The organism is Streptosporangium sp. LJ11 (assembly GCF_051918945.1).
Classification (GTDB): Bacteria; Actinomycetota; Actinomycetes; order Streptosporangiales; family Streptosporangiaceae; genus Streptosporangium.
The window spans coordinates 235,810-257,561 of sequence record NZ_JBPXMB010000004.1 but is presented as its reverse complement, the minus strand read 5'-3'; the positions used below and the strand labels follow the sequence as shown (position 1 = coordinate 257,561).

Sequence of the window (21,752 nt, the reverse complement as noted above, 5' to 3'; positions counted from 1 at the left end):
CGTCCCGGAAGCCGGACTTTCGGCTCCCCGGGCGGGAGGCCAGGTGTGCCCGGCCTCCGTGGTCGGTACGGCTAGGGCAGCGTGCTCGGGGTCCCGCCCGGCCCCGGGGCGTGCGCCTGCTCCCCCGCGCGCCGCGCCAGCTCGTGCAGCAGGCGCAGGGCGTCGTCCGGATCCACCCCCTCCGCGAACCGCGAGAGCACCGGAGCCCGGTCGGGACTCCCGGCCAGGGCCGCGAGCATCAGCCCGGCCACGTGTTCGTCCCGGGAGCGGCTGGCGGTGTAGCGGAAGGCGTTGCGCACGGGTGCCCGCTCCAGCAGGCCCTTCCTGACGAGGCGCTCGGCGACGGTCTGCACCGTGGTGTAGGCCAGGCTCCGTTCGGCGTCCTGATTCAGCATGTCCTGTACCTGGCGAACCAGCAGTGGCTGCTTACAGCCCCACAGCACGTCCATGATCGCGCGTTCCAGGGATCCCAGGTTCACCCGCGGCCACCTTTCGAGGGTCGCGCCCGGCTGTGATGGCCCTGGAACATGTACGGGCACGCGGCCAGGCAGGTTCACACATGAAATTTTGTCACATTGTCACTTAAATCAACCGATGCGGCCATAGCTGATGAATTTCAGCAGGATTTTCTGTCGCTTGGTCATGGAAGAAACCATCCAGCGGTCATGGAAGAAACCACCCGGAAAAGGCGTCCGGCCGAAACACGCCGACGCCGGGTTCGGCCGCTGGGACGCCGGGCCCTTCGCCCGTACCGTGTCGGCCCCGCCGGTGGACGGCGCTCCGGAGCGGCCTCATTCGCCCGTGGAGACGTATCCGGCCGACTTCGACTCCGGGAGATTCCAGCGGTTCCACGAAGCGCCACATAGCGCCTACAGCCCCGTACAGAGCCCTTCCAGGATGAAGCCCCCGATTTCGGATGGCGACGGGCGCGCGGGGGCGGAAAGAGTCCCGCCCGGAACTCGCGGGGGCGGGAAAGGCTCACACCGGGAAGGCGGCCGGCGGGCAAGCGCCTCAGTAGGCGGGGGCGACGGCCCGGCGCCTGCGGCGTACCACCCAGGCCGCGATGACGCCACCGACCAGCCCGAACAGGTGGCCCTGCCAGGAGATGCCCGACTCGCCGGGAAGCACGCCCCAGATGATCGAGTAGTAGGCGATCGCCACACCGACACCGATCACGATGTCGAGGGCGCGACGGTCGAACAGGCCACGGGCGACGACGAATCCGAAGTAACCGAAGACCAGACCGCTGGCACCGACCGTGATGGCCAACGGCGAGCTGGTGAACCAGACGCCCAGACCGCTGACCAAGACGATGATCAGGCTGGCGGCCAGGAACCGGCCGATCCCGCGCAGCGCGGCGAGGAAGCCGAGAATGAGCAGGGGCAGCGAGTTGGCCATCAGGTGGCCGAATCCGGCGTGCAGGAAGGGGGCGAGGAAGATGCCGCCCAGACCCTCGGGATCCCAGGCCCGGATGCCGTAACCGTCGAACTCTCCCGGCAGGACGTAGTCGGCGACCTCGATCACCCACATGGCACCGACCACGAGGACATTGATGATCGCGGCGCCCAGCGCGCCCGCGGCCAGATTTCCCGCCCTGCGCTTCAGAAGATCGCCGGAGGATCGGCCGGTGGGGGACATCCCGGTCGGGTGGTCGTTCATGCACTCTCCTGGCCTTGGAGCGGTGGCGTGGATGTCAAGTGCCCCCGCCGCACCCGTCCACACCTTTACCGTACGCACTCCTGGCCGTGAACGCGCCGGGCGCGATCCCGTGGATCGCGCCCGGCCCGCTGAATTCTCGCCGCTCCCGTAGGGGTTACTCGCCCTTCCACCGGGGAGCGCGCTTCTCGGCGAAGGCCGCCGCCCCCTCCATGGCGTCCTTGGAGCTGAACACCGGGCTGATGATCTCCCCTTGTTTCGTGAACATCTCGTCGCGGCTCCAGTCCGCCGACTCGACGATCACGCGCTTGGTCGCGGCGAGCGCCAGCGGGGCGTTGGCGGCGATCCGCTTCGCGAGCTCGACGGCCGTGGCCAGCGCCTCGCCCGCGGGCGTGACGTGGTTGACCAGGCCGAGCTCGTACAGCCGGGAGGCGGGGAAGTGGTCGCCGGTCAGGGCGATCTCCATCGCGACGTGGTACGGGATGCGCCGCGGCAGCCGCATCACGCCGCCCGCCCCCGCGACCAGCCCCCGCTTGGGCTCGGGAAGCCCGAACTTGGCGTCCTCGGAGGCGATGATGATGTCGCAGGCCAGCGCCAGCTCGCAGCCTCCGGCCAGGGCGTAGCCCTCGACGGCGGCGATGAGCGGCTTCTTCGGCGGCGCCTCGGCGACGCCGCCGAACCCCCTCCCCTCCACGACCGGGAAGTCCCCGGTCAGGAACCCCTTCAGGTCCATGCCCGAGCAGAACGTGCCGCCGGCGCCGGTGAGGACGTAGGCCGCCACGTCCTTGCGCTCCTCCAGCTCGTCCAGCGCACCGGCGACGCCCCGGGCCACCGCGCCGTTGACGGCGTTCCTGGCCTTGGGGCGGTTGATCGTGATGACGGCCACGCCGCCGTCGACTTCGACCAGAACCTCGTCAGACACCGGGTGACTCCTACTTGGGCTGGAAGCGGATGCCGCCGTCGAAACGGACCGTCTCGGCGTTCATGTAGTCGTTCTCGATCAGCGAGCGGACCAGGTGCGCGAACTCGGCGGCCTGTCCCATGCGCTTGGGGAAGACCACCGGGGCCACGAGCTTGGCCTTGAACTCCTCGGCGTTGGCCGAGAAACCGTAGATCGGGGTGTCGATGATGCCGGGGCAGATGGTGTTGACGCGCACGCCGATGGCGGCGAGGTCGCGCGCGGCCGGGACGGTCATGCCGACGATGCCGCCCTTGGAGGCCGAGTAGGCGACCTGACCGGTCTGCCCCTCCAGCGCCGCCACCGAGGCGGTGTTGATCACCACGCCGCGCTGGCCGTCCTCGTCGACCGGCTCCGTCTTCGCGATCGCGGCGGCGCCGATGCGCATGAGGTTGAAGGTGCCGATCAGGTTGACCTCGATGACCTTGCGGTACGAGGCCAGATCGTGGGGCGAGCCGTCACGGCCGACGGTCCGGCTGGCCCAGCCGATGCCCGCGCTGTTCACCACGACGCGCAGCGGCCTGCCGGTCGCCACGGCCGCGTCCACGGCCGCCTGCACCTGCTCCTCGTCCGACACGTCGGCCTTGACGAAGACGCCGCCGAGCTCGTCGGCGAGTGACTTGCCGCGCTCCTCGTTGAGGTCGGCGACGACGACGGTGGCGCCGTGCGCGGCGAGGTCGCGGGCCGTGGCCTCGCCGAGGCCGCTGGCACCGCCCGAGATGATTGCTGCTGCTCCGTTCAGGTCCATGAGCGGACTTTAACGCGCCTACCGAATGAAGTTCTACTGGGGGTGGCTAAAACTCTCCGCCACCGATGTCCATGGCCGGTACGGCTAGATCTCCCCGACGGCGCTGCTCACGTCGGGGTAGACCTTGATCCGCCGGTCGAGCCCCGTCGTGCGAAGGATCCGGGCCACCGGCGCCTGGGGGGCCGCCAGCGAGACTCCGCCGCCCTCGCTCGTGGCCAGCCGCCACGCCTCGATCAGCACGGAGAGGCCGCTGGAGTCCATGAAGGACAGGGCGGTGAGGTCGAGGACCAGCCGCGCACCGTCCAGCTTGATCGCGTCGCGGACCTCGTCTCGCAGGAAGGGAGCGGTGAACAGGTCGAGCTCACCCTCGACAGCCACCACCACGGCGTCCCCGACGGCGCGGCGAGCCAGCCGTAGCTTCATCAGTCCTCCTCGCGCCCGAAGGGCAGACCTACTTTACTTCGCCGTCACTCCGCGCGAGGTCATGCGCGACTGTTCACAGCAAGTTCACGCCGACCTCGCTCCGGTGTCCGGGATCTCGCACCCGGCACCCGGATCGAGACCGGGGCCGGAGACCCCGGAGTCAGGGAGCGGCGAAACCGTACGGCAGTTCGAGCCGGTGCGCGGCGAGGAGGCTCGCGTCGGCGAGGATCTCGCGGGTCGGCCCGTCGGCGGCGATGACGCCTCCGGAGAGGATGAGCGAGCGTTCGCACAGCTCCAGCGCGTACGGCAGGTCGTGGGTGACCATCAGGACGGTCACGTCGAGCCCCCGCAGGATCTCGGCGAGCTCGCGCCGGGAGGCCGGATCCAGGTTGGACGACGGCTCGTCGAGGACCAGGATCTCCGGTTCCATGGCCAGCACGGTCGCCACCGCGACCCGGCGGCGCTGGCCGAAGGACAGGTGGTGCGGCGGCCGGTCGATCGTCTCCAGCATGCCCACGCGCTCCAGCGCGTTCTTGACCCGCCGCTCCAGCTCCTCGCCCGCGACCCCCATGTTGGCCGGGCCGAAGGCCACGTCCTCGCGGACGGTCGGCATGAAGAGCTGGTCGTCGGGGTCCTGGAAGACGAGCCCGACCCGTCTGCGGATCTCCATGAGCGACCCCTTGCCGACCGGCAGCCCCGCCACGGCCACCGTGCCGTGCCCGGCGGTCAGGATGCCGTTGAGGTGCATCACCAGCGTGGTCTTGCCCGCGCCGTTCGGCCCGAGCAGCGCGACCCGCTCACCGCGCTCCACCCGGAGGTCCACGCCGAACAGCGCCTGCGTGCCGTCGGGGTACGCGTACGCCAGGCGGCTCACCTCAAGCGAGGGCGGCGGGGGCGGGGACGCGGTCGAGGACGGCCCAGGCGGCGAGGACGGCACGGTCACGCGAACCCCCAGCTCCCGAGTAGCACGGCGAGTGCCGCACCCGGCAACATACCGGCGACGAGCCACTGCCGCGAAACGGCGGAGAGATCCTGGATGACCGGCATCGATCCGGTGTAGCCCCGGCTGAGCATCGCCAGGTGCACCCGCTCGCCCCGCTCGTACGAGCGGATGAACAGCGCCCCCGCCGACCTGGCGATCACCGGGATGTGCCGCACGTCCCTGGCCGCGAACCCGCGCGACTCCCTCGCCACCCGCATCCGGCGCATCTCGTCCAGGATCACGTCCATGTAGCGGAGCATGAACATGGCGATCTGCACCAGCAGCGGCGGCAGCCTCAGGCGCTGGGCGCCCAGCAGGATCAGCCGCGGCTCGGTGGTGGCCGCGAGCAGCACGCTCGCGACCACGCCCAGGGTCGCCTTGGCCAGGATGTTCCAGGCGGCCCACAGGCCCGCCACGCTGAGCGAGAGGCCCATGAAGGTCGCCCTCTCGCCGAACCCGATGAACGGGATGGCCAGCGCGAACACCACGAACGGGATCTCGACCGCCATCCGCCGCAGCACGAACCCCGCCGGGACGCGCGCGAGGGCCGTCACGGCGGCCAGGAGCACGGCGTACAGCCCGAAGGCCCAGAACCACTCGCGCGGGGTGGCGACCACCACCAGGGCGAACCCGGCCACCGCCACCAGCTTGCACTGGGGCGGCAACCGGTGCACGAGCGTGTCGCCCGGCCGGTGCAGCTGGTGATGGTGCCCCGCTCCCATCAGACGGAGACCTTCTCATGACTGCCGTCCCTGCCGGTGCCGCCGTCCTCGCGGCGGCGCACGGCGTAGAACACCCCGCCGCCGACGGCCAGGGTCACCCCGACGCCGATCAGCCCGGCCACGCCCACCGGGATGCCGCCCACGTCGCCGTAGTCGGCGAGCGGCTGCTCGCCCAGCGCGTGGTCGTCCGCCTGGCCGATGAAGCCCTTGTCCTCGGCGACCCGCTCCAGGCCGTCGGGCGAGGAGGAGGCGTAGAAGCTGACGACGCCCGCCAGCAGCGCCGCCACCGCGACTCCGGCGGGCAGGAACCAGCCGGGACGGCGGGCGGCGACCGGCGCCGAAGACGCGGAAGACCCCGAGGTGGCGGGGCTCCCGGGGGTGACGGTCACGTCGCCGTCCGCACCGCGCAGGACCAGCGGCGCGACGAGCTCGCGGGCGCCGTACACCAGGTCGGGCCGGATCGCCAGCACGGTACTGACGGTGACCGCGGTGATCAGGCCCTCCCCCACGCCGATGAGCAGGTGCACGCCGCCCATGGCGGCGGCGACCGTGCCGATCTCGATCGGCGCGGTGCCGCCGGCCCAGAACAGCAGGGTGAACGCCAGCGCCGAGGCCGGCACCGAGACCAGCGCCGCGACGAACGCGGTCGCCGCCACGGCACCCCTGTTCCGCACGCTCCGGGTGATCAGGCGGAAGACGCCCCACCCGACCAGCACGGCGACGAGACCCATCAGCGTGATGTTGACGCCCAGCGCGGTCAGCCCGCCGTCGGCGAAGAAGAACGCCTGCACCAGGAGGACCACGGCCACGCACAACACCGCCGTGTACGGGCCGACGAGTATCGCGGCGAGCGCGCCGCCGAGGAGGTGACCGCTGGTGCCCGCGGCGACCGGGAAGTTGAGCATCTGGACCGCGAAGACGAAGGCGGCGACCAGTCCGGCCATCGGAGCGGTGCGGTCGTCGAGCTCACGGCGGGCGCCGCGCAGGCAGACGGCGACGCCCGCGGCGGCCACCACTCCCGCCGACACCGAGACGGCGGCGTTGAAAAAGCCATCGGGTACGTGCACAACAAGCCTCCGAGGTGCGGATTTGCACCTAACTTTAGGCCATTGGCTTGTAGTTGCAAGAATGTGGCATTAACGAACGATACGTCTGATGAAAGTTCTGGGGCCGAGAGTGCGGACCACCGTGCTGAGCCGGCCCTTCCCCGCCGTGGCGTAGGGCCTGACACTCCACCGGATCGCGCCGCGCCACCACGTGCGCGGCTGCTCGATCACCTCCGGCACCGCCTCGATCCTGAAGCGCGCGGGCGGCCCGCCCAGGTCGAGCTCCAGGTAGGCGTCCCAGGTGCCTGGCCCCAGCCGCCCCATCGCCGGGGAGGCCGTGAACGTGCCGCCCGCGCCGACCGTGACCGGCTCGCGCCGCTCCCGGCTCGACTCGCGCTCCCGCCAGACCAGGGAGCGCACCGCGTCGGCCGCCGGGGCCGCCGCGCCCACGCTGACCTCGCCGTCGAGCACCAGCCGGTGCCCGGCCGCCCAGCGGGCGCGCACCAGCCTGGCGCCGCCCGGCACCGCGACCACGTGCCCGCCGATGTCGAGGCTGAGGTTGCCGTACGGGTGGGTGAAGTACGGAAGGGCGACGACGTCGCCGACCACGCGCGGCGCGGGCGGCGCGATCAGCCCCTCCCCGTCGGCGCCCAGGCGCGCGAGCCGGGGAACGCCCTCGAACGCGACGCTCACGTGGACGTCCCAGATGCCGGAGGACAGGGTGGTGACGTCGACGATCCCGGTGAACCCCGCGCAGTCGCCGGCCACCGGGACCACGACCTCGTCGGACGGGCCGGGGTCCACGTGCCGGCGCCGCAGCACCAGGGCGAGGTCCCCGCCGGTGATCTCCGGGCGGTCGTGGCGCTCCAGCGTGCTCAGCGCCACCTTGCCCGAGATGGCCAGCCGCCCCTCCCGTTCACGCTCCCAGCGAAGCGCGGTGAGCTCCCTGCGGACCGAGGCCGACTCGATGTGCGCCAGCCGCACCAGGCGGTCGATGTCCTGCAGCGCGGCGATCCGGCTCCGGTCGATCGCGGGGAGCCGCTCGCGGACCCCGTCGGTCAGCCACCGCTCGCACATGTCGGCCACCTCGGCGGCGATCTTCTTGCGCTCGACCTCCCCGGCCTCCAGAAAGGGCCTGCCGAGGTTGCCGAAGGCGTCCATCCGGAAGTGACGCCGCAGGAGGTGGTCACGAAGATCCCCGGGGCGTACGTGGGCGAGCATCAGCTCGATCGGCCGCCTGATCATCCGCAGCCAGGAGACCGGGTCGCGGCTCCCCTGCCGCTGCATGATGCTGGTGCCGTCCGGCCGGGCGACCAGGTGGTAGCAGTCGTAGTCGGCGACCACCGAGATCACGTTCGCGTGACAGTAGGCGTGGGTGGTGAAGACGACGTCCTCCCCCACCAGGAGCGTCTCGTCGAAACGGATGGCGTGCCGCTCCAGCATCTCCCTGCGGAACAGCTTGAAGCAGCTCAGACTGTTGTAGACCGCGCTGTCGCCGAGGGGCACCCGCTCGGCGTTCTCCTTGAACATCGAGATCGGCACCTTGCGGTCATGCCCGACGATCTTGCCGAGCACGATGTCCGAGCCGTTGCGGTCGGCCATCGCGAGCATCCGCTCCAGCGCCTGGGGGCCGAGATAGTCGTCCGCGTCGCAGAAGAAGACGTATCTGCCGCGCGCGTGGGAGAGCCCGACGTTGCGCGGGCGCCCCGCGCCGCCGGACGCCTCCTGCCTGACGACGCGGATCACCCCGCGGTGGCAGGAGGCGTACAGGTCGAGCAGCGCGGCACCACCGTCGGTGGAACCGTCGTCGACGACCACCACCTCCAGGGCGACACGCTGGATCAGCAGCGAGGTCAGGCACCTGTCGAGATAGGGCCCGCAGTTGTGGAGGGGGACGATCACGGTGACGTCGACGTCGGACCGGATCGCCTCCTCGCTCGTGATCTCGTGGCCGCCCCGCTCCACGCTCGTGCTGTCGCAGCCGCCCCGCTCCGTGCGGACTCGCTGGAGGATCGTTACTGTCACCGCCGCGCCCCTCGTCGGTCACTTTCCGCTTATCTAGCGTCTCAGTATGTGACGAAGGGTCGTCCGTACGGGGCGAATCCACAGGGTTGCCTCCCCGATCTGCCGGCACGGGAGACCGCACAGGGAGCGAAACGACCATTTCGTACGCCTTGCGGCGTACCGCGGATCTCGCTGGACCTCACTGGACCTCGTCACCGACCCGGGCGGGGGCCCCACGGCCGCCGCCCCGACCGTCGACGCCGAGGTCGTCGCGAGCGGGGTCGTCACGACCGCGCGGCCCCCGAGCCGCCCCGAGGCGCGCCCGGTGCCGGCGGCGCGACAGCCAGGCGAGGGCGTACAGGGCCGCCGCGACCGCGATCAGCGCCCCGAGGAAATGGAGCGGGAAGATGACCAGCGTGACGCTCCGCCGGGAGGTCCCGCCGCTGCCGGAAACCGACACCGTCGCGCGGCAGACGCACATGAACGGCGGATTCGCCCACCTGGCGGTGACGCTTCTGCCGACCCCGCGGGGCAGCGTGAAGTCGGGGAACGGCACGTCGTAGCCGTTCACCCCCACCTCCAGGCTCCGCGGGGCGAGGAAGTCGCGGTGAACGGTCCCGACGTTGTCGACGGTGGCGGTGAAGTCGATGGGGCCGCCCGTCGTGAAGCCACCGGAGGTGGTGAGGTCGCCGACGTTCACGGAGGTGTCGATCGGCCCCGGAACCGTGAGGTAGATCGGCGTCCCGATCACCCGGTCGAGCTTGATGTCGCCCCCGCCGGCTCCGGCGGGGACGGCGAAGAGCAGGGCCACCTGGTACCCGCCGTGCTCGGGCCCGGGCGGGGGGTCGATCCGCACGGTGACGCGCCGCTCCGCGCCGGGAGCGAGACGGAAGCCCGCCGGCGTGACCCTGAGCCAGCCGGCGGCGGAGTGGGGGGCGTCGTGCTCGAAGAGCATCTCACCGGCCTCGCCCACCGTGAAACCCGCCTTGTCGACGACCATGTCGACCGGCGACCGACCCCTGTTGACCACCTGGAACGACCGGGGTGCGTCGATCTCCTCCGGACCGACGACCAGGCGTGCCGGACTCACCGTCAGGGAGAAGTCCGGATCCGGGGCCGGGCCGGACGCGCCGGAGGCTCCGCATCCCGTCACCGACGCCATGCCGCCCACCACGAGAAACGCGACGATCCCGCGCCGAAGCCTTCCGGCCACCGCACATCCCCCTACCGTCGTGGAACGCCGCCGGGGCCCGCCCGGGCGGCCACGCCCCGGCCGGACACTCCACCGGACGCCCGGCCCGCCACCGCACTCGCCGTCACCGCACCCACGAGCACCGGCAGGACTCCGGGCACCCCTCGCCCAAAGATCCCTCAAGATCTTTTTCTCGACCCGTCTGCCGTCGACCCGTCCGAAGGGGAAGCGGGCCAGGGCCACGGGGACAAGGTGGATCCCCCAACCGGAGGAACGACCTTGGCCCCGTGGCCCGGGTCTGCTCGGCTTGTCCCGGGTCGATGGCGGGCGGGTGATCAGGCTTCCACCTCAGCCACATGCGGCCCTGCGTACGCGCTTCGGCGATCATCCCGGAGTCGGAGTGCCCCCGCCGGAGGCTTCAGACAGTTAAAGTGATCCCAACGCTTACTTCTCTGCTGACGTGATGGTGACCTTGCCATCACGTACTACGTCAACGACGTGGGTCCCCGACCGTAAGGGGTACGTGCATCCCGGTGCGCTGGGCCTGCAGCGTGGCCCGAGTTTTTTGATCTCAGGGATGGACGCCTTCGGCCGAAGGACTGGAAGAAGGCGCAATGGTGCCCGAATTACTTGGGCATGTCCTTGCTGGTCCTCCTGCAGTGCTGGTGGGGATTATCGCTTGGTCTTTGAGAGTCGTACCTGGTCAGATAGTTCGTCTGATTCTTGGTTCAAAAGCACTCAAGAAGGCCAGGACAGCCGATGTCCCTGCGGTCATGGAGGCGTTGGCTCGGTGGGACAGAGAGTCGCTGACGGCTCCTCCTACCGACGAAGCGGCATCCTCTGACCAACCTCAGCAATAGGCAGGAACGTTTTCGCGCGCGGTACGGCTTACAGCACGACCGCGCGCCCACGCCGAACGCCCGGCCGGCGGGCGGGCAGCTGAGGGCCGGGTACGGCGGCGCGCCGCCGCTTGATAGCCCATACGAACAATTCGGCAAGTCACCCGTGAAGCTTTGACGACCCGGGCAGACGAGTGCCGTCGTGGTGGCGGACGGCCGGCGCCTGGTCGTGGTGCACGGCGTCGAGGACGCGGATGGCGAATGCTTCGGATGCGAGTTCCCGGACCTCGTCCGCGGTGACCCAGCGGAACGCGCGGGCTTCGTCGGTCTCGGTGAGCCGGCCACTGATGACCTTGCAACGGAAGACCAGGGCGACGATGCCACGCGTCATGTTCTTGTAGACGCCGGTCAGGGTGACGGGTTCGACCGTCAGACCGGTCTCTTCGCGGATCTCCCGAAGCAGACCCGTGGTGATGTCCTCGTCTCGCTCCAGGACGCCGCCGGGTGCTTCCCAGTGGTCGTTGTCTCTGCGCTGGATGAGAAGTGCGCGGCCTTGGTCGTCGATGATCACGCCTGCCACGCTGACGGAGTGCTGCGGGTGGTGGTGATCCATCGGATGTCCTCCGGGGCTGCTGATCGCTATTCTCAAGAGGTCGCATGGCATGACGGAGCAACCATGCATCCCACGCGGCGGCAAGGGGTGGATGTACGTCAGCCGGCGGCGTAGCCTGATCGGCGGTCTGCCGGGGACGGCTGATCCTTGGCGATCTTCAAAAACTCATCCACTGCCCGTCGCGAGGGCGGGGGCTCATCGTGCTGACCCTGTCTGACGAGTGCCCCGGAATCAGCCCGCATGCGCTTCTGGCTCAACATGATCATGTGAATCCGGAGTGGCGGAAGCCGAACGGGGCTTTGGGGCGGGCGCAACCGGAGTCGTGGACGTGTGGATGTCGGACCACGATCTACGAACTCCGTGTTGGTGCTGGGCAGACAACCGCTATCCCGCCGACCCGCCCGTCACGTTTCAAGGCGCGTTTAGGGTGTGGCCATGAGCCGATGGATGCGCGCCGCCGCCGACACCGGCCTGGCGATGCTCGTCGGGATCCTGGTGGGCATCGCGATGAGCGTGGCGACCGAGCCCGTGCTCGGATCACGGCCTCCCGACGCGATCGCCTACGGTCTCGCCGCGGTCATCGGAGGGGTTCTCCTGTTCCGCAGACGGTCGCCGCTGGGAGTGCTCCTCCTCACGGCCGCGTGCCTCCTGCTGTACTACGGGCTGGAATATCCAGGAATCACCCCGGCCGTTCCCCTGGCTCTCGCGCTCTACACCGCGGCGTCGGGAGGACTGCTGGTGTGGTCGCTCGGTGTCGCCGCGCTCTTCGTCGTGCTGGGGCTGACGATCCGCCCCCTGCATCTCGGCGAACCGATCCTGCCTGTGCTCACGGACATGACGGCCCAGGCAGGGCTGCTCCTCGCCGTCGTCCTGCTGGGTGAGACCATGCGCAGCCGGAGGGTACGGCTCGCGAAGGCCGGGGAGCGGCTGGCCCTGGTGGAGGCCGGGCGGGAGCGCGAGGCGGCCCGGCGGGCGGCGGAGGAGCGGCTGCGGATCGCCGGGGATATACATGACGTGCTGAGCCACACGATCACCGGGATGACCATCCAGGCGGCGCTGGCCGACGAGATGCTCGACGATCGGCCGGCCGACGCGCGGACGGCTCTGCGCGCCATCCGCACGGCCGCCAGAGAGGCCACGATCGAGCTCAGGTCGGCCCTGGGACTCCTCAGGGCGGACGACGGCGAGACCCCGCCGCGCGTACCGGCTCCGGGCCTGGGCCAGGTCGGCGAGCTGACCGAACGGGCGCGGAGCGCCGGTCTGGAGGCGACGGTCATCGTGAAAGGTGAGGCACGGCGGCTGCCTCCCGCGGTGGACCTCGCCGCGTTCCGCGTCGTGCAGGAATCGGTGACGAACACGATCCGGCACGCGAACGCCGGCACGGTGCAGATCACCCTGGCCTACGAGCCGGACGCGCTCGAGGTCGAGGTCGTCGACGACGGACGTCCCCGCGAGGGGCGCGACCGGAGAGACGAACGCCCGGAAGCCCGGGGGACCTCGGGATACGGGCTCAGCGGGATGGGAGAGCGCGCCTCGTCCCTCGGCGGAACGCTCACGGCGGCGCCCCTTCCCGGTGGCGGATTCTCCGTCCTCGTCAGGTTGCCGATCGGAGAACCCGCGTGATCCGGGTACTGATCGCCGACGACCAGACGATGGTCCGGGTGGGCCTGCGCGGCCTCCTGGAGAACGGCGACGACATCAGGGTCGTCGCGGAGGCCACGACGGGGGAGGACGTGGTCCGGCTCGTACGCGAGCTGCGCCCCGACGTGGTGCTCATGGACATCAGGATGCCGATCATGGACGGGCTGGAGGCCACCAGGCGGATCGCCGGGGACGACACGCTGTCCGCGGTTCGCGTGATCGTGCTCACGACTTTCGATCTCGACGAGTACGTCATGGACGGCCTTCGCGCGGGCGCGAGCGGCTTTCTCACCAAGGATGTCGAACCCGCCGACCTCCGGCAGGCGGTGCGCGTGGTCGCCCAGGGAGAGGCGCTACTGTCCCCAGCCGCGACCCGCCGGTTGATCGCCCGGTTCCTCGCCCAAGAGCCGGCCCCTCGGGACACGGGCGCGCTCGGCAGGCTCACGGGCAGGGAGCGCGAGGTCATGGCGCTCGTGGCGGCCGGGCTGAGCAACGAGCAGATCGGTGAGCGCCTGTCCATGAGCCCGGCGACCGCACGCACCCACGCTCACCGGACGATGGTGAAACTCGGCGCGCGCGACCGGGCCCAACTCGTAGTGATCGCCTACGAAACCGGCCTGGTCCGCCCCGGACACGCCTGACAATCCAAATACGCCCGACAACCACGGCGCGCCACACAGCCAGGACACACCCGGCACCGTACGGCTCCCACCCGGCCGTCCATACGGTGATCCGCGTAGCCGGTGTCGGCATCGGGCGGATGCGGGCGCCCCCGCCGGGAACCTAGCGTCGGCGCCCATGTACGAGTTCGCGGTGAATGTCGACAGCATTTTGGTGATCCTGCTCCTCATCGTCTGGGGCGCCGCGGGCCTCCTCTCGGGAGGTCTCTCAACGCGCCGCCGGACCCGGCTCCTACTCGCGCTGATCGGCGCGGGGACGGTTGTCGTGGTGGCCCGGGGGATCGGCACCGGCCTGCTGTGGTCGAACGGCTGGGTCTTCGTCGCCGACCGGGTACTGGTGGCACTCCCCCTGCTCGCCGTCCCGATGGTGGCGATGTTCGCGCTGGCCGTCCCAGCACTGCGGCGGATCGCCGGTCGACGTCAAACGACGAACGGAACGGCGGAGACGGCGGAGGCAGCAAGGACGGAGAGGACACCGGGGACGGCGGGAGCACCGCCGGCGCCCTTCCCGGTTTCCGTCCGGGTCTCCGTGCGGACGACCGCGGCGGCAGCCCTGCTCGGCGCCTTCATGGAGTACCTCTCCCGTCCGCTCCCGCCGTACGGCGCGGACATGGCGATCTACGCGGGCGTCCTCCTCGTGGCAGCGGCGGCGTCCCGGGGGCGAAACCCCCGTCCCCGCCGGGCCGGGACCAGGCGGGCCGTGGCCGTCACCGCCCTGGTGGCGACGGCCATCACCGGCGCGGGCGCCTACGAGATGCGGACAAGCCTCCTGCCCGACCGGATGTCCATGATGGGCCACGGCGACGTGGACCACGGAGGAGGTCCCGGCGGTTCCCACCACGGGAGCCGGGCATCGGGCACCCCGGCCGTCAAGGCCGTCAAGGCCGTCAACGCCACCGACCTCACCGGCCCGCGCACGGGCACCCCCGACCGAGCGTTCACCCTGACGGCCCGGGAGACGAGCATCCGGCTCGGCTCCGGCGCCGTGCTCGACGCCTGGACCTACGATGGCCGGGCACCCGGGCCCGCGCTGACCGTACGCGAGGGCGACCTCGTCCAGGTGACGCTCGTCAACAGGCTTCCCCGCGAGGGGGTCACCATCCACTGGCACGGCCTGGACGTGCCCAACGCCGAGGACGGCGTCGCGGGCGTGACCCAGGACGCCGTGCAGCCGGGTGAGAGCCACGTCTACCGGTTCCGCGCCGACCAGGTGGGCACATTCTGGTATCACACCCACCAGCGTCCCCTCGTCGGCGTGCGGCGCGGGCTGTTCGGCTCGCTCGTGGTACTTCCCCCAGAAGGCACCACGGGCGAGGACATCACCGTGATGGCCCACAACTGGGAGCGTCCCGACGGGCTGGTCGCGGCGTTCGGCACGTCGGACACGCTCGACCGCCGGCCGGTGAGACCCGGCACCCCGGTACGGCTACGCGTGATCAACACCGACAGGAACGCCTGGTCGGACGTCGAGTCCAGGAATCTCGTACTGCTGGGCACGCGCTTCCGGGTGGCCGCCATCGACGGAGTCGACCTCGACGGCCCCTCCGAACTCGACGGGGTGCGGCTCTCCGTGGCCGAGGGCGGCCGGTACGACCTGACCTTCGTCATGCCGGACCGGCCGGTTCTCCTGGCCGACCTCGCCAACCCTCGGGCCGGACTGCTCCTGAGCCCCGGCTCGGACGGCCCGGTGACCGCGCCCTCGATTCCGTCTGACGCGCCGCTCTTCGACCCCGCGACGTACGGCACGCCGGCTCTGGTCCCCTTCACCCGCTTCGACCGCGATTTCACGGTCATCATCGACGACAGGATCGGCTTCCACGACGGCACCCTCCATTTCCTGCCCACCGTCAACGGGCGCAGCTTTCCTCATACCCCCGTCCACATGGTCCGGCAGGGTGAAGTCGTCCGTATGACGTTCGTGAACCGCAGTCACCAGGTCCACCCGATGCACCTGCACGGGCACCACGCCCTCGTGCTTTCCCGGAACGGCCGCCCGAGCACCGGGAGCCCCTGGTGGATCGACACCCTGGCCGTCCAGCCTGGCGAAACCTACGAGATCGGATTCCGCGCGGACAATCCCGGCGTCTGGATGGACCACTGTCACGACCTCGGCCACGCGGCCGACGGCATGGTGACGCACCTGGCCTATGAGGGGGTCTCCACTCCCTACGAGATCGGACACGGAACCCCCAACCAGCCGGAGTGATCGGGTCGCGGGCCCAACTCGCGGGAATCGAATCCCGCTGTCCCTGCGGCCGGTTCACGGAGTGAGGACGATCCGGCCGCGAAGGCCCCCTTCTCGAGCAGGGCGTGTGCGGTCCGGGCGTCGTCGAGCGGCAGTGTCCGCGCGGCTACCGGGCTCCCCGATCTCCATTTCCACGATCTCGCCACGTCGGCAACACTCTGGCCGCCTCCAACGGGGCGAGTCTCAAAGAGCTGATGTCCCGCATGGGGCACTCCTCCATCCGGGCGGCGCTGATCTACCGGCACGCCGGTCAGGACCGTGACGAGGCCATCGCGGAGGCCCTGGTCAAGGCACTCAAGGGGGCACGCAAGACGGCCACGAAGAAGGCATCCGTCACCCCGACCGGGGAACGCGCCCGCACCGTCATTAGGAACGAAGCCCTGGACCGTCGATCGCCCCCGGCCACCTTCGGAGATCAGCTGCCATCAGGCGATCGTGAGAGGTCAGCCCGGAACAGTCCACCCCCGCCGCGCATACCGGGGATCATGCCGCACGAAAGATCCCCAGACGCAGGCGAGCTGCCCCAGATCGCGTCACTCCTCGCCGGAGAACCGCTCCCACGCGGACTGGCGGGTGATCCCGAGAGCTTCCCCGAGCCTGGCCCAGGTGACGCCGCGCCGACGCAGTTCCTGTGCCCACGAGCGCAGGTCAGCCTCGGCCTGGTCGATATGCGCGGCGACGCGCGGAATATGGCTCAGCATCTCCTCGTCAGTCAGCGACTCCCACACGGGCACGCGCGGCCCTGCGGGACTTTCGGGGCTCCCGTCGATGATCGACGCGGACAGAGCCACGCACTCGTTGCAGATATACACTCCAGCACCGGCGACCAGCTTGTCGACCTCGGTGGACGGCTTGCCGCAGAAGGAACACCGAGCGAGTTCGGTCAGGGTGTCAGGCAGCGTCACAGCGCACTCCTAAGGTGTCAGGGCATCCCTGACACTGTATATTGTCAGGGGGTCCCTGACAACCCGTATGCGTATTGCACCGCTCTGAAGCGCCGCTGCCATAAGGCGAGCAGGGCTAGTTCGGCCGACGACGGCACGGCGGAGAGTAGATCTCTGTCAGGTGGCGGTGCGGCCCCGGTGCGGCGGGTTGGATGGGTGCGGCGCGCGAGCAGTGCGGCGGGCGGCCCGATTCCCGCCGCCGTTCGGGACCGGCGCCCACGCCGCACGCCCGGACGGCGGGCGGGTGGAGGGCCGTGCGGCGGCGTGCCGCGCCGCCGCTTGACGCGCGCGGCGCTGATCTACCAGCACGCCAGCCAGGACCGGGACAAGGTCATCGCCGAGGCGCTTGGGCAGGCGTTCAAACGGGCACAGGAAGCCATCGGGTACGCAACGGGCACGGAAGATCATAAAGTTTCCCTGAACGACGAAAGGCCAGGCCAACCGATATCGGTTGGCCTGGCCTTTCACATACGAGCCGACGAGGGGAATCGAACCCCTGACCTACAGTTTACAAGACTGTTGCTCTGCCGATTGAGCTACGTCGGCGCGGTCGCCAGTCGAGTGTAGTCGGCTCACTCCCCGTACGTCACCGAGGTATGCCCTGCCGATCGCGAACCGTTAGGAACGGCGGTGGCGGGCGACCTCGTAGAGGGCGATGCCGGCGGCGACCCCGGCGTTGAGGGACTCGGCGGCGGCATGCATCGGGATGCGGACGACCAGGTCACACGACTCGCGGACCAGGCGGGACAGGCCCTTGCCCTCGGAGCCCACGACGACGACCAGCGGGCCGTCGAGGAGGTTGGCCTCACCGAGGTCGACCGTCCCCTCGCCGTCCAGGCCGATCACGAACAGGCCCGCCTCACGGTACTCCCGCAGAGTGGCGGTGAGGTTGGCGGCGCGGGCGACCGGCAGGGTGGCCAGCGTGCCCGCCGAGGTCTTCCAGGCCCCGCCGGTGACCCCTGCCGAGCGGCGGGAGGGGATGACCAGGCCGTGGGCGCCGAAGGCGGTGGCCGAGCGGGCGATGGCGCCCAGGTTGCGGGGGTCGGTGACGCTGTCGAGAGCGACGATCAGCGGGACCTCCGCGGCCTCCTGGGCGACGCGGACCAGGTCGTCGGGATGGGCGTAGTCGTACGCCGGGATCTGCAGGGCGATGCCCTGGTGGATCCCGCCCTCGGTGAGGCGGTCGAGCTTCTCCCTGCCGACCTCCAGCATCGCGATGCCCCGGTCGGCGGCGATGCGGACCGACTCCTTGACGCGGTCGTCGTTGTCGATCCGCAGGGCCACGTAGAGCGTGCTGGCCGGAACCCCGGCCCGCAGCGCCTCGACGACGGGGTTGCGCCCGCCGATGTGCTCGGGCGCGTCGTCGCTCCGCCGGGTGCGGACCGGGGTGCGCGGGGAGGAAGACCTGCCGGTCTTCTCCTCGCGCTCGATCCGCTCGGTGCGCGCCTTGTCCTTGTGCCAGTGCCGCAGATGCGCCGGCGGGGTGGCCCCCCTGCCCTCCAGGCCACGACGGACGTTGCCGCCCGTGCCCTTGGTCGGACTCTTCTTCTTCGCGGGTCGCCCGGACCCTTTACCCCCACCAGCCATGGTCTATAGCGTACGGCCTGGTTTCACCGCGAGAGTTCCCAGCGTGGTCCCTGGGGGGTGTCCTCGACGTGGATGCCCGCGTGGGAAAGCTGGTCACGGATGCTGTCGGCGGCCGAGAAGTCCTTGCGCGCCCGCGCCGCCTGCCGCTGTTCCAGCGCGACGGCGACCAGCGCGTCGACGGTCGCCCGCATGCCGGTCTCGCCGCCCGAGGAGCGCCACTGCTCCGAGCGCGGGTCGAGACCGAGGACGTCGAGCATGTTCTGCGTCTCGGCGAGCAGCCTGGCCACCTGCTCCTTGTTGCCCTGGGCCAGCGCGACGTTGCCCTCGCGGACCACCTCGTGCACCACGGCGAGCGCCTGGGGGGTGCCCAGGTCGTCGTCGAGGGCGTCGGAGAAGGCCTGGGGAAGCGGCGCGTGGGCGTCGACGTCGTGGATGACCTCGGCCGCCCGGGTGACGAAGCCCTCGATGCGCTGGTAGGCCGAGGCGGCCTCGAACAGCGCCTCCTCCGAGTAGTCGATCGAGGAACGGTAGTGCGGGGCCGCCAGGTAGTAGCGGAGCTCGACCGGGCGGACCTTCTTGGTGACCTCGGGGACCAGCAGGGAGTTGCCGAGCGACTTGCTCATCTTCTCCGCGCCGATCTTGAGCATGCCGTTGTGCATCCAGTAACGGGCGAAGCCGTCGCCGGCCGCCTGGGACTGGGTCAGCTCGTTCTCGTGGTGCGGGAAGATCAGGTCGACGCCACCGCCGTGGATGTCGAAGGTGGACCCGAGATACTTGGTCGCCATGGCCGAGCACTCCAGGTGCCAGCCGGGGCGACCCCGGCCCCACGGGGTCGGCCAGGTCGGCTCACCGGGCTTCTCGCCCTTCCAGAGCGCGAAGTCGCGCGGGTCACGCTTGCAGGAGTCGGTGTCGGTGTCGCCCGCGGCCCGCATGTTCTGGAGCTTCTGGTTGGACAGCGAGCCGTACCGGTCGGCGTAGGACATGACGTCGAAGTAGACGTCGCCCTCGGAGGCGTAGGCGTGTCCGGCGGCGATCAGCCGGTCCATCAGCTCGATCATCTCGGGCACGTGGCCGGTGGCACGGGGCTCGACGGTGGGGGGCAGGCAGCCCAGCACCTCGTAGGCCCAGGTGAAGGCCCTCTGGTTGCGCTCGGCGACGGCGAACCACGGCACGTTCTCCGCGGCGGCGACTCTAATGATCTTGTCGTCGATGTCGGTGACGTTGCGGCAGAAGGTCACCTCGTAGCCGGACCTGATCATCCAGCGGCGGAGCACGTCGAAGTTGACGCCCGAGCGGATGTGCCCGATGTGCGGGGGAGCCTGCACGGTGGCACCACACAGGTAGATCGAGGCCCGGCCGGGTTCGACCGGGACGAATTCGCGGACAGTGCGTACGCTGGTGTCGTATAGCTGCAGGCTCACGAAGGCAAGGCTAATGCCTCACCTCCCCTCACAAACCGAGTTGCGGGACGTTGAAGACACTCAGCAGAGTGTTTTATGACCATTGGCGGCGAATGTCGCCCAGTTGGTCCGGCAGAACGGCATCGCGACAGAAGATGCGGCCGATAGTGATCCTGACGACCATCCTCTCCACCTGGAGATTCCGCTCGCCCCACCCCTCCCCCGGTCTTCGCGTGTCATCTCCCGGGCGAACGCCCCGTCGGGATCATCCTGTCGAGGCGGCCGTCCCTCTCACCTCCACGCGGCGATGACATGGACGAGGTGGCGGTAAGAGCCGGCGCGGTCGGACACCGCGACGGCCGTGCGCGGGTCGCGCGAAGTCGACACCCTCACGCCGTGCCCTGACCGTCGAGAAGCCGAGAACACGACGCTGTCCCCGACCGTCGACATCAGGATGTCGCCCCTGTCCGTCTTCGCCCGGACGGCACTCGCCCGCAGGCTGTCGACGCCGTTGAGACCCGTCACGGGGCGACGTTCGCCGCGTCGGACATCTCGCGCACGGGATCGGATGATTTTGCCGGCCCTCTGCCTCGACCGCCTTCGAAAAACTTCCCCGATCATGCTAGATGCCGATTCTGTAGGCTCAAAGGGCCATGGACGTCAAATCCCCCGGGGCGGCAGGCTCGATCTCCCGCCCGTCCCCGCCCCCGCCCCTGCCCATCGCCGCCGAGCCGAGCCGGGTGGCCGTCGCCCTGCGCCGCGCCGGGATCGCCGTCACCGGAGTCGGCGTGGCCGCGCTCACCGCCGCGGCCTGCGTGCTCTCCTTCGAGGATCTGCGCGCCCTCGCCGTGGCGGGCAGGGCGCCCGTCGGCCTCGCGTATCTGTATCCCGCCGCCTTCGACGCCCTGCTCGTCATCGCGATGATCGGCGTACTGCTGCTGCGCGGCGGACGGTGGCCGGTACGGCTGCAGGCGGGTGTGATCCTGACACTGCTGTTCGCCGGCGCGGCCGCCGCCGAGGTGTCCACCGCCATGCGGATGGCGGTGGACGAGGGGCGCGCGGCCGTCGTGGTCGCCGTCGCCCCCTGGGTGATGCTGATCCTGGCCCTGTGGCTCTGGCTCCTGCTGATCAAACACGCCGCCGCCCGGAGGGCCGCGAGCGACGCGGCCCTGTCCGGCCTGCCGTCGTCCGAGCGCGACATCGTGCCGTTCCCCGAGGCGAGCCCGGCGGCTCCGAACCGCCCCTCCGCGCCCGACCCCGGGGAGCGGTGGCAGGACCCGCCGGCCCACCCTGAGCAGCCCGTCCGCCCTGGTCACGAGGAGCATCCGGGTCACGGAAGCCGTCCGGGCCATGGGGACCACCCCGGTCACGGGGACCGCCCCGGTCACCCGATGCATCCAGGGCATCTGGTGCACCACTCCGCGGCGGAGATCATGCTCGACCCGCATTCCGCGCCGCCCCTGGAGGCCGCCCCGCACCACGACCTCCCGGTGGGAGAGCCGGTGGTCGGTCCCACCGCGGCACCGGAGACACCCGAGGTCACCGACATCCCGCAGGACCCGCCGTCTTCGCGGGAACCCGCGGCCCCCCGGCCGGGCAAGCCGATGCGCTGGGGCGACCTGGTCCGGCCGCGCCAGGGCGACCTCCTCGTCCACCCGCCCCGCCCGGCCGTACGAGCACCCGAGCCTGAGAGCGGCGGCAGGGTCAGCGAGCGGGTGGAGACGTGGGACAGCGACACCGACCTTCCCCGGGAGCAGGCGGCCGAGGTGAGCGAGCGCGACGCCGACACCCAGCCGATCCTCGCCGTGAAGGACCGCCCGGCGAGTGCCCCACCGGGCGGGACGGCCACGGAGCCGGCGGCGACGACGCCCGCGGAGAGCGCCGCGAAGGCGCCTGTGGCGAGGGAGAGGCGCACCACGGGCCGGAAGGCCGGAAAGTCCCCCGACCCGGCGCACGGCGCCGAGGCCGCCGAGGCCGGGGAGGAGGCCGAGGCGCGGTCGCACGACGAGGACGGCGCCGCGGCACCGCCCTCCGGGCGGATGCGCAGCACGCCCGTACCCCCGGGTGAGTGA

The 21,752-nt window shown here is 70.6% G+C and carries 18 protein-coding genes and 1 tRNA gene; 4 read left to right on the top strand and 15 right to left on the bottom strand.

Annotated features, from left to right (window positions below; genetic code table 11):
- Positions 1-71: 71 nt before the first annotated feature.
- The 11 genes from ACTOQ3_RS08145 to ACTOQ3_RS08095 all read right to left on the bottom strand — a co-directional run bounded on the left by ACTOQ3_RS08145 (position 72) and on the right by ACTOQ3_RS08095 (position 11,183).
- Complete coding sequence (locus tag ACTOQ3_RS08145; protein WP_440082773.1) at positions 72-479, bottom strand: BlaI/MecI/CopY family transcriptional regulator; 408 nt, start codon at positions 477-479, stop codon at positions 72-74.
- A gap of 532 nt (positions 480-1,011) precedes the next feature.
- Positions 1,012-1,659, bottom strand: a complete 648-nt coding sequence (locus tag ACTOQ3_RS08140) for a rhomboid family intramembrane serine protease (RefSeq protein WP_440082772.1) — start codon at positions 1,657-1,659, stop codon at positions 1,012-1,014.
- Positions 1,660-1,813: 154 nt separating this feature from the next.
- Entirely contained in the window at positions 1,814-2,578 is a 765-nt protein-coding gene (locus ACTOQ3_RS08135) for a crotonase/enoyl-CoA hydratase family protein (protein ID WP_440082771.1), read from the bottom strand.
- 10 nt (positions 2,579-2,588) lie between these two features.
- Positions 2,589-3,362: an SDR family NAD(P)-dependent oxidoreductase gene (locus ACTOQ3_RS08130; protein WP_440082770.1), complete on the bottom strand. Its 774-nt coding sequence runs from the start codon at positions 3,360-3,362 to the stop codon at positions 2,589-2,591.
- Positions 3,363-3,446: 84 nt separating this feature from the next.
- Positions 3,447-3,785 carry an STAS domain-containing protein gene (locus ACTOQ3_RS08125; RefSeq protein WP_344750334.1) on the bottom strand — a complete coding sequence of 113 codons (339 nt, stop codon included), beginning with the start codon at positions 3,783-3,785 and terminating at the stop codon, positions 3,447-3,449.
- A gap of 160 nt (positions 3,786-3,945) precedes the next feature.
- Positions 3,946-4,659, bottom strand: a complete 714-nt coding sequence (locus tag ACTOQ3_RS08120; protein ID WP_362678311.1) for an energy-coupling factor ABC transporter ATP-binding protein — start codon at positions 4,657-4,659, stop codon at positions 3,946-3,948.
- 65 nt (positions 4,660-4,724) lie between these two features.
- Positions 4,725-5,489, bottom strand: a complete 765-nt coding sequence (gene cbiQ, locus ACTOQ3_RS08115) for a cobalt ECF transporter T component CbiQ (protein ID WP_440082769.1) — start codon at positions 5,487-5,489, stop codon at positions 4,725-4,727.
- A complete protein-coding gene (locus ACTOQ3_RS08110) occupies positions 5,489-6,556 on the bottom strand; it encodes an energy-coupling factor ABC transporter permease (protein WP_440082768.1) in 1,068 nt (355 codons plus the stop codon). The genes cbiQ and ACTOQ3_RS08110 overlap by 1 nt, the downstream gene beginning before the upstream one ends.
- A 69-nt stretch (positions 6,557-6,625) precedes the next feature.
- Entirely contained in the window at positions 6,626-8,560 is a 1,935-nt protein-coding gene (locus tag ACTOQ3_RS08105) for a glycosyltransferase family 2 protein (RefSeq protein WP_440082767.1), read from the bottom strand.
- A 178-nt stretch (positions 8,561-8,738) separates the two neighbouring features.
- On the bottom strand, positions 8,739-9,752 hold the full coding sequence (locus tag ACTOQ3_RS08100; RefSeq protein WP_440082766.1) for a hypothetical protein: 1,014 nt from the start codon (positions 9,750-9,752) through the stop codon (positions 8,739-8,741).
- 978 nt (positions 9,753-10,730) lie between these two features.
- Positions 10,731-11,183 carry an NUDIX hydrolase gene (locus ACTOQ3_RS08095; protein WP_440082765.1) on the bottom strand — a complete coding sequence of 151 codons (453 nt, stop codon included), beginning with the start codon at positions 11,181-11,183 and terminating at the stop codon, positions 10,731-10,733.
- Positions 11,184-11,618: 435 nt separating this feature from the next.
- Between ACTOQ3_RS08095 and ACTOQ3_RS08090 the strand changes: the two genes are divergently transcribed.
- The 3 genes from ACTOQ3_RS08090 to ACTOQ3_RS08080 all read left to right on the top strand — a co-directional run bounded on the left by ACTOQ3_RS08090 (position 11,619) and on the right by ACTOQ3_RS08080 (position 15,710).
- A complete protein-coding gene (locus ACTOQ3_RS08090; RefSeq protein WP_440082764.1) occupies positions 11,619-12,806 on the top strand; it encodes a sensor histidine kinase in 1,188 nt (395 codons plus the stop codon).
- Positions 12,803-13,465 (top strand): response regulator, encoded by a 663-nt coding sequence (locus ACTOQ3_RS08085; protein ID WP_440082763.1) that lies wholly within the window; start codon positions 12,803-12,805, stop codon positions 13,463-13,465. The genes ACTOQ3_RS08090 and ACTOQ3_RS08085 overlap by 4 nt, the downstream gene beginning before the upstream one ends.
- A 157-nt stretch (positions 13,466-13,622) precedes the next feature.
- Positions 13,623-15,710 (top strand): multicopper oxidase family protein, encoded by a 2,088-nt coding sequence (locus tag ACTOQ3_RS08080; RefSeq protein ID WP_440082762.1) that lies wholly within the window; start codon positions 13,623-13,625, stop codon positions 15,708-15,710.
- 572 nt (positions 15,711-16,282) lie between these two features.
- Here the strand turns inward: ACTOQ3_RS08080 and ACTOQ3_RS08075 are convergent.
- From ACTOQ3_RS08075 to cysS, 4 genes are all read right to left on the bottom strand, one after another.
- The gene (locus tag ACTOQ3_RS08075; RefSeq protein ID WP_440082761.1) at positions 16,283-16,654 is read right to left on the bottom strand and encodes a ClpX C4-type zinc finger protein; all 372 of its coding nucleotides are present in this window, start codon (positions 16,652-16,654) and stop codon (positions 16,283-16,285) included.
- A 512-nt stretch (positions 16,655-17,166) separates the two neighbouring features.
- Positions 17,167-17,239, bottom strand: a tRNA-Thr gene (locus ACTOQ3_RS08070).
- Between the two features lie 72 nt (positions 17,240-17,311).
- Positions 17,312-18,280 (bottom strand): 23S rRNA (guanosine(2251)-2'-O)-methyltransferase RlmB, encoded by a 969-nt coding sequence (gene rlmB, locus ACTOQ3_RS08065; RefSeq protein WP_440070397.1) that lies wholly within the window; start codon positions 18,278-18,280, stop codon positions 17,312-17,314.
- Positions 18,281-18,303: 23 nt separating this feature from the next.
- A complete protein-coding gene (gene cysS / locus ACTOQ3_RS08060; RefSeq protein WP_440070398.1) occupies positions 18,304-19,701 on the bottom strand; it encodes a cysteine--tRNA ligase in 1,398 nt (465 codons plus the stop codon).
- 632 nt (positions 19,702-20,333) lie between these two features.
- Here cysS and ACTOQ3_RS08055 point away from each other — a divergent pair.
- The gene (locus ACTOQ3_RS08055) at positions 20,334-21,752 is read left to right on the top strand and encodes a hypothetical protein (protein ID WP_440082760.1); all 1,419 of its coding nucleotides are present in this window, start codon (positions 20,334-20,336) and stop codon (positions 21,750-21,752) included.

Excerpts from the sequence above, each read along its gene's own strand:
- rlmB (WP_440070397.1), bottom strand. The coding sequence starts at position 18,280 with ATGGCTGGTGGGGGTAAAGGGTCCGGGCGACCCGCGAAGAAGAAGAGT.
- cbiQ (WP_440082769.1), bottom strand. The coding sequence starts at position 5,489 with ATGGGAGCGGGGCACCATCACCAGCTGCACCGGCCGGGCGACACGCTC.
- ACTOQ3_RS08055 (WP_440082760.1), top strand. The coding sequence starts at position 20,334 with ATGGACGTCAAATCCCCCGGGGCGGCAGGCTCGATCTCCCGCCCGTCC.
- ACTOQ3_RS08095 (WP_440082765.1), bottom strand. The coding sequence starts at position 11,183 with ATGGATCACCACCACCCGCAGCACTCCGTCAGCGTGGCAGGCGTGATC.
- ACTOQ3_RS08125 (WP_344750334.1), bottom strand. The coding sequence starts at position 3,785 with ATGAAGCTACGGCTGGCTCGCCGCGCCGTCGGGGACGCCGTGGTGGTG.
- ACTOQ3_RS08130 (WP_440082770.1), bottom strand. The coding sequence starts at position 3,362 with ATGGACCTGAACGGAGCAGCAGCAATCATCTCGGGCGGTGCCAGCGGC.
- ACTOQ3_RS08080 (WP_440082762.1), top strand. The coding sequence starts at position 13,623 with ATGTACGAGTTCGCGGTGAATGTCGACAGCATTTTGGTGATCCTGCTC.
- ACTOQ3_RS08090 (WP_440082764.1), top strand. The coding sequence starts at position 11,619 with ATGAGCCGATGGATGCGCGCCGCCGCCGACACCGGCCTGGCGATGCTC.
- ACTOQ3_RS08140 (WP_440082772.1), bottom strand. The coding sequence starts at position 1,659 with ATGAACGACCACCCGACCGGGATGTCCCCCACCGGCCGATCCTCCGGC.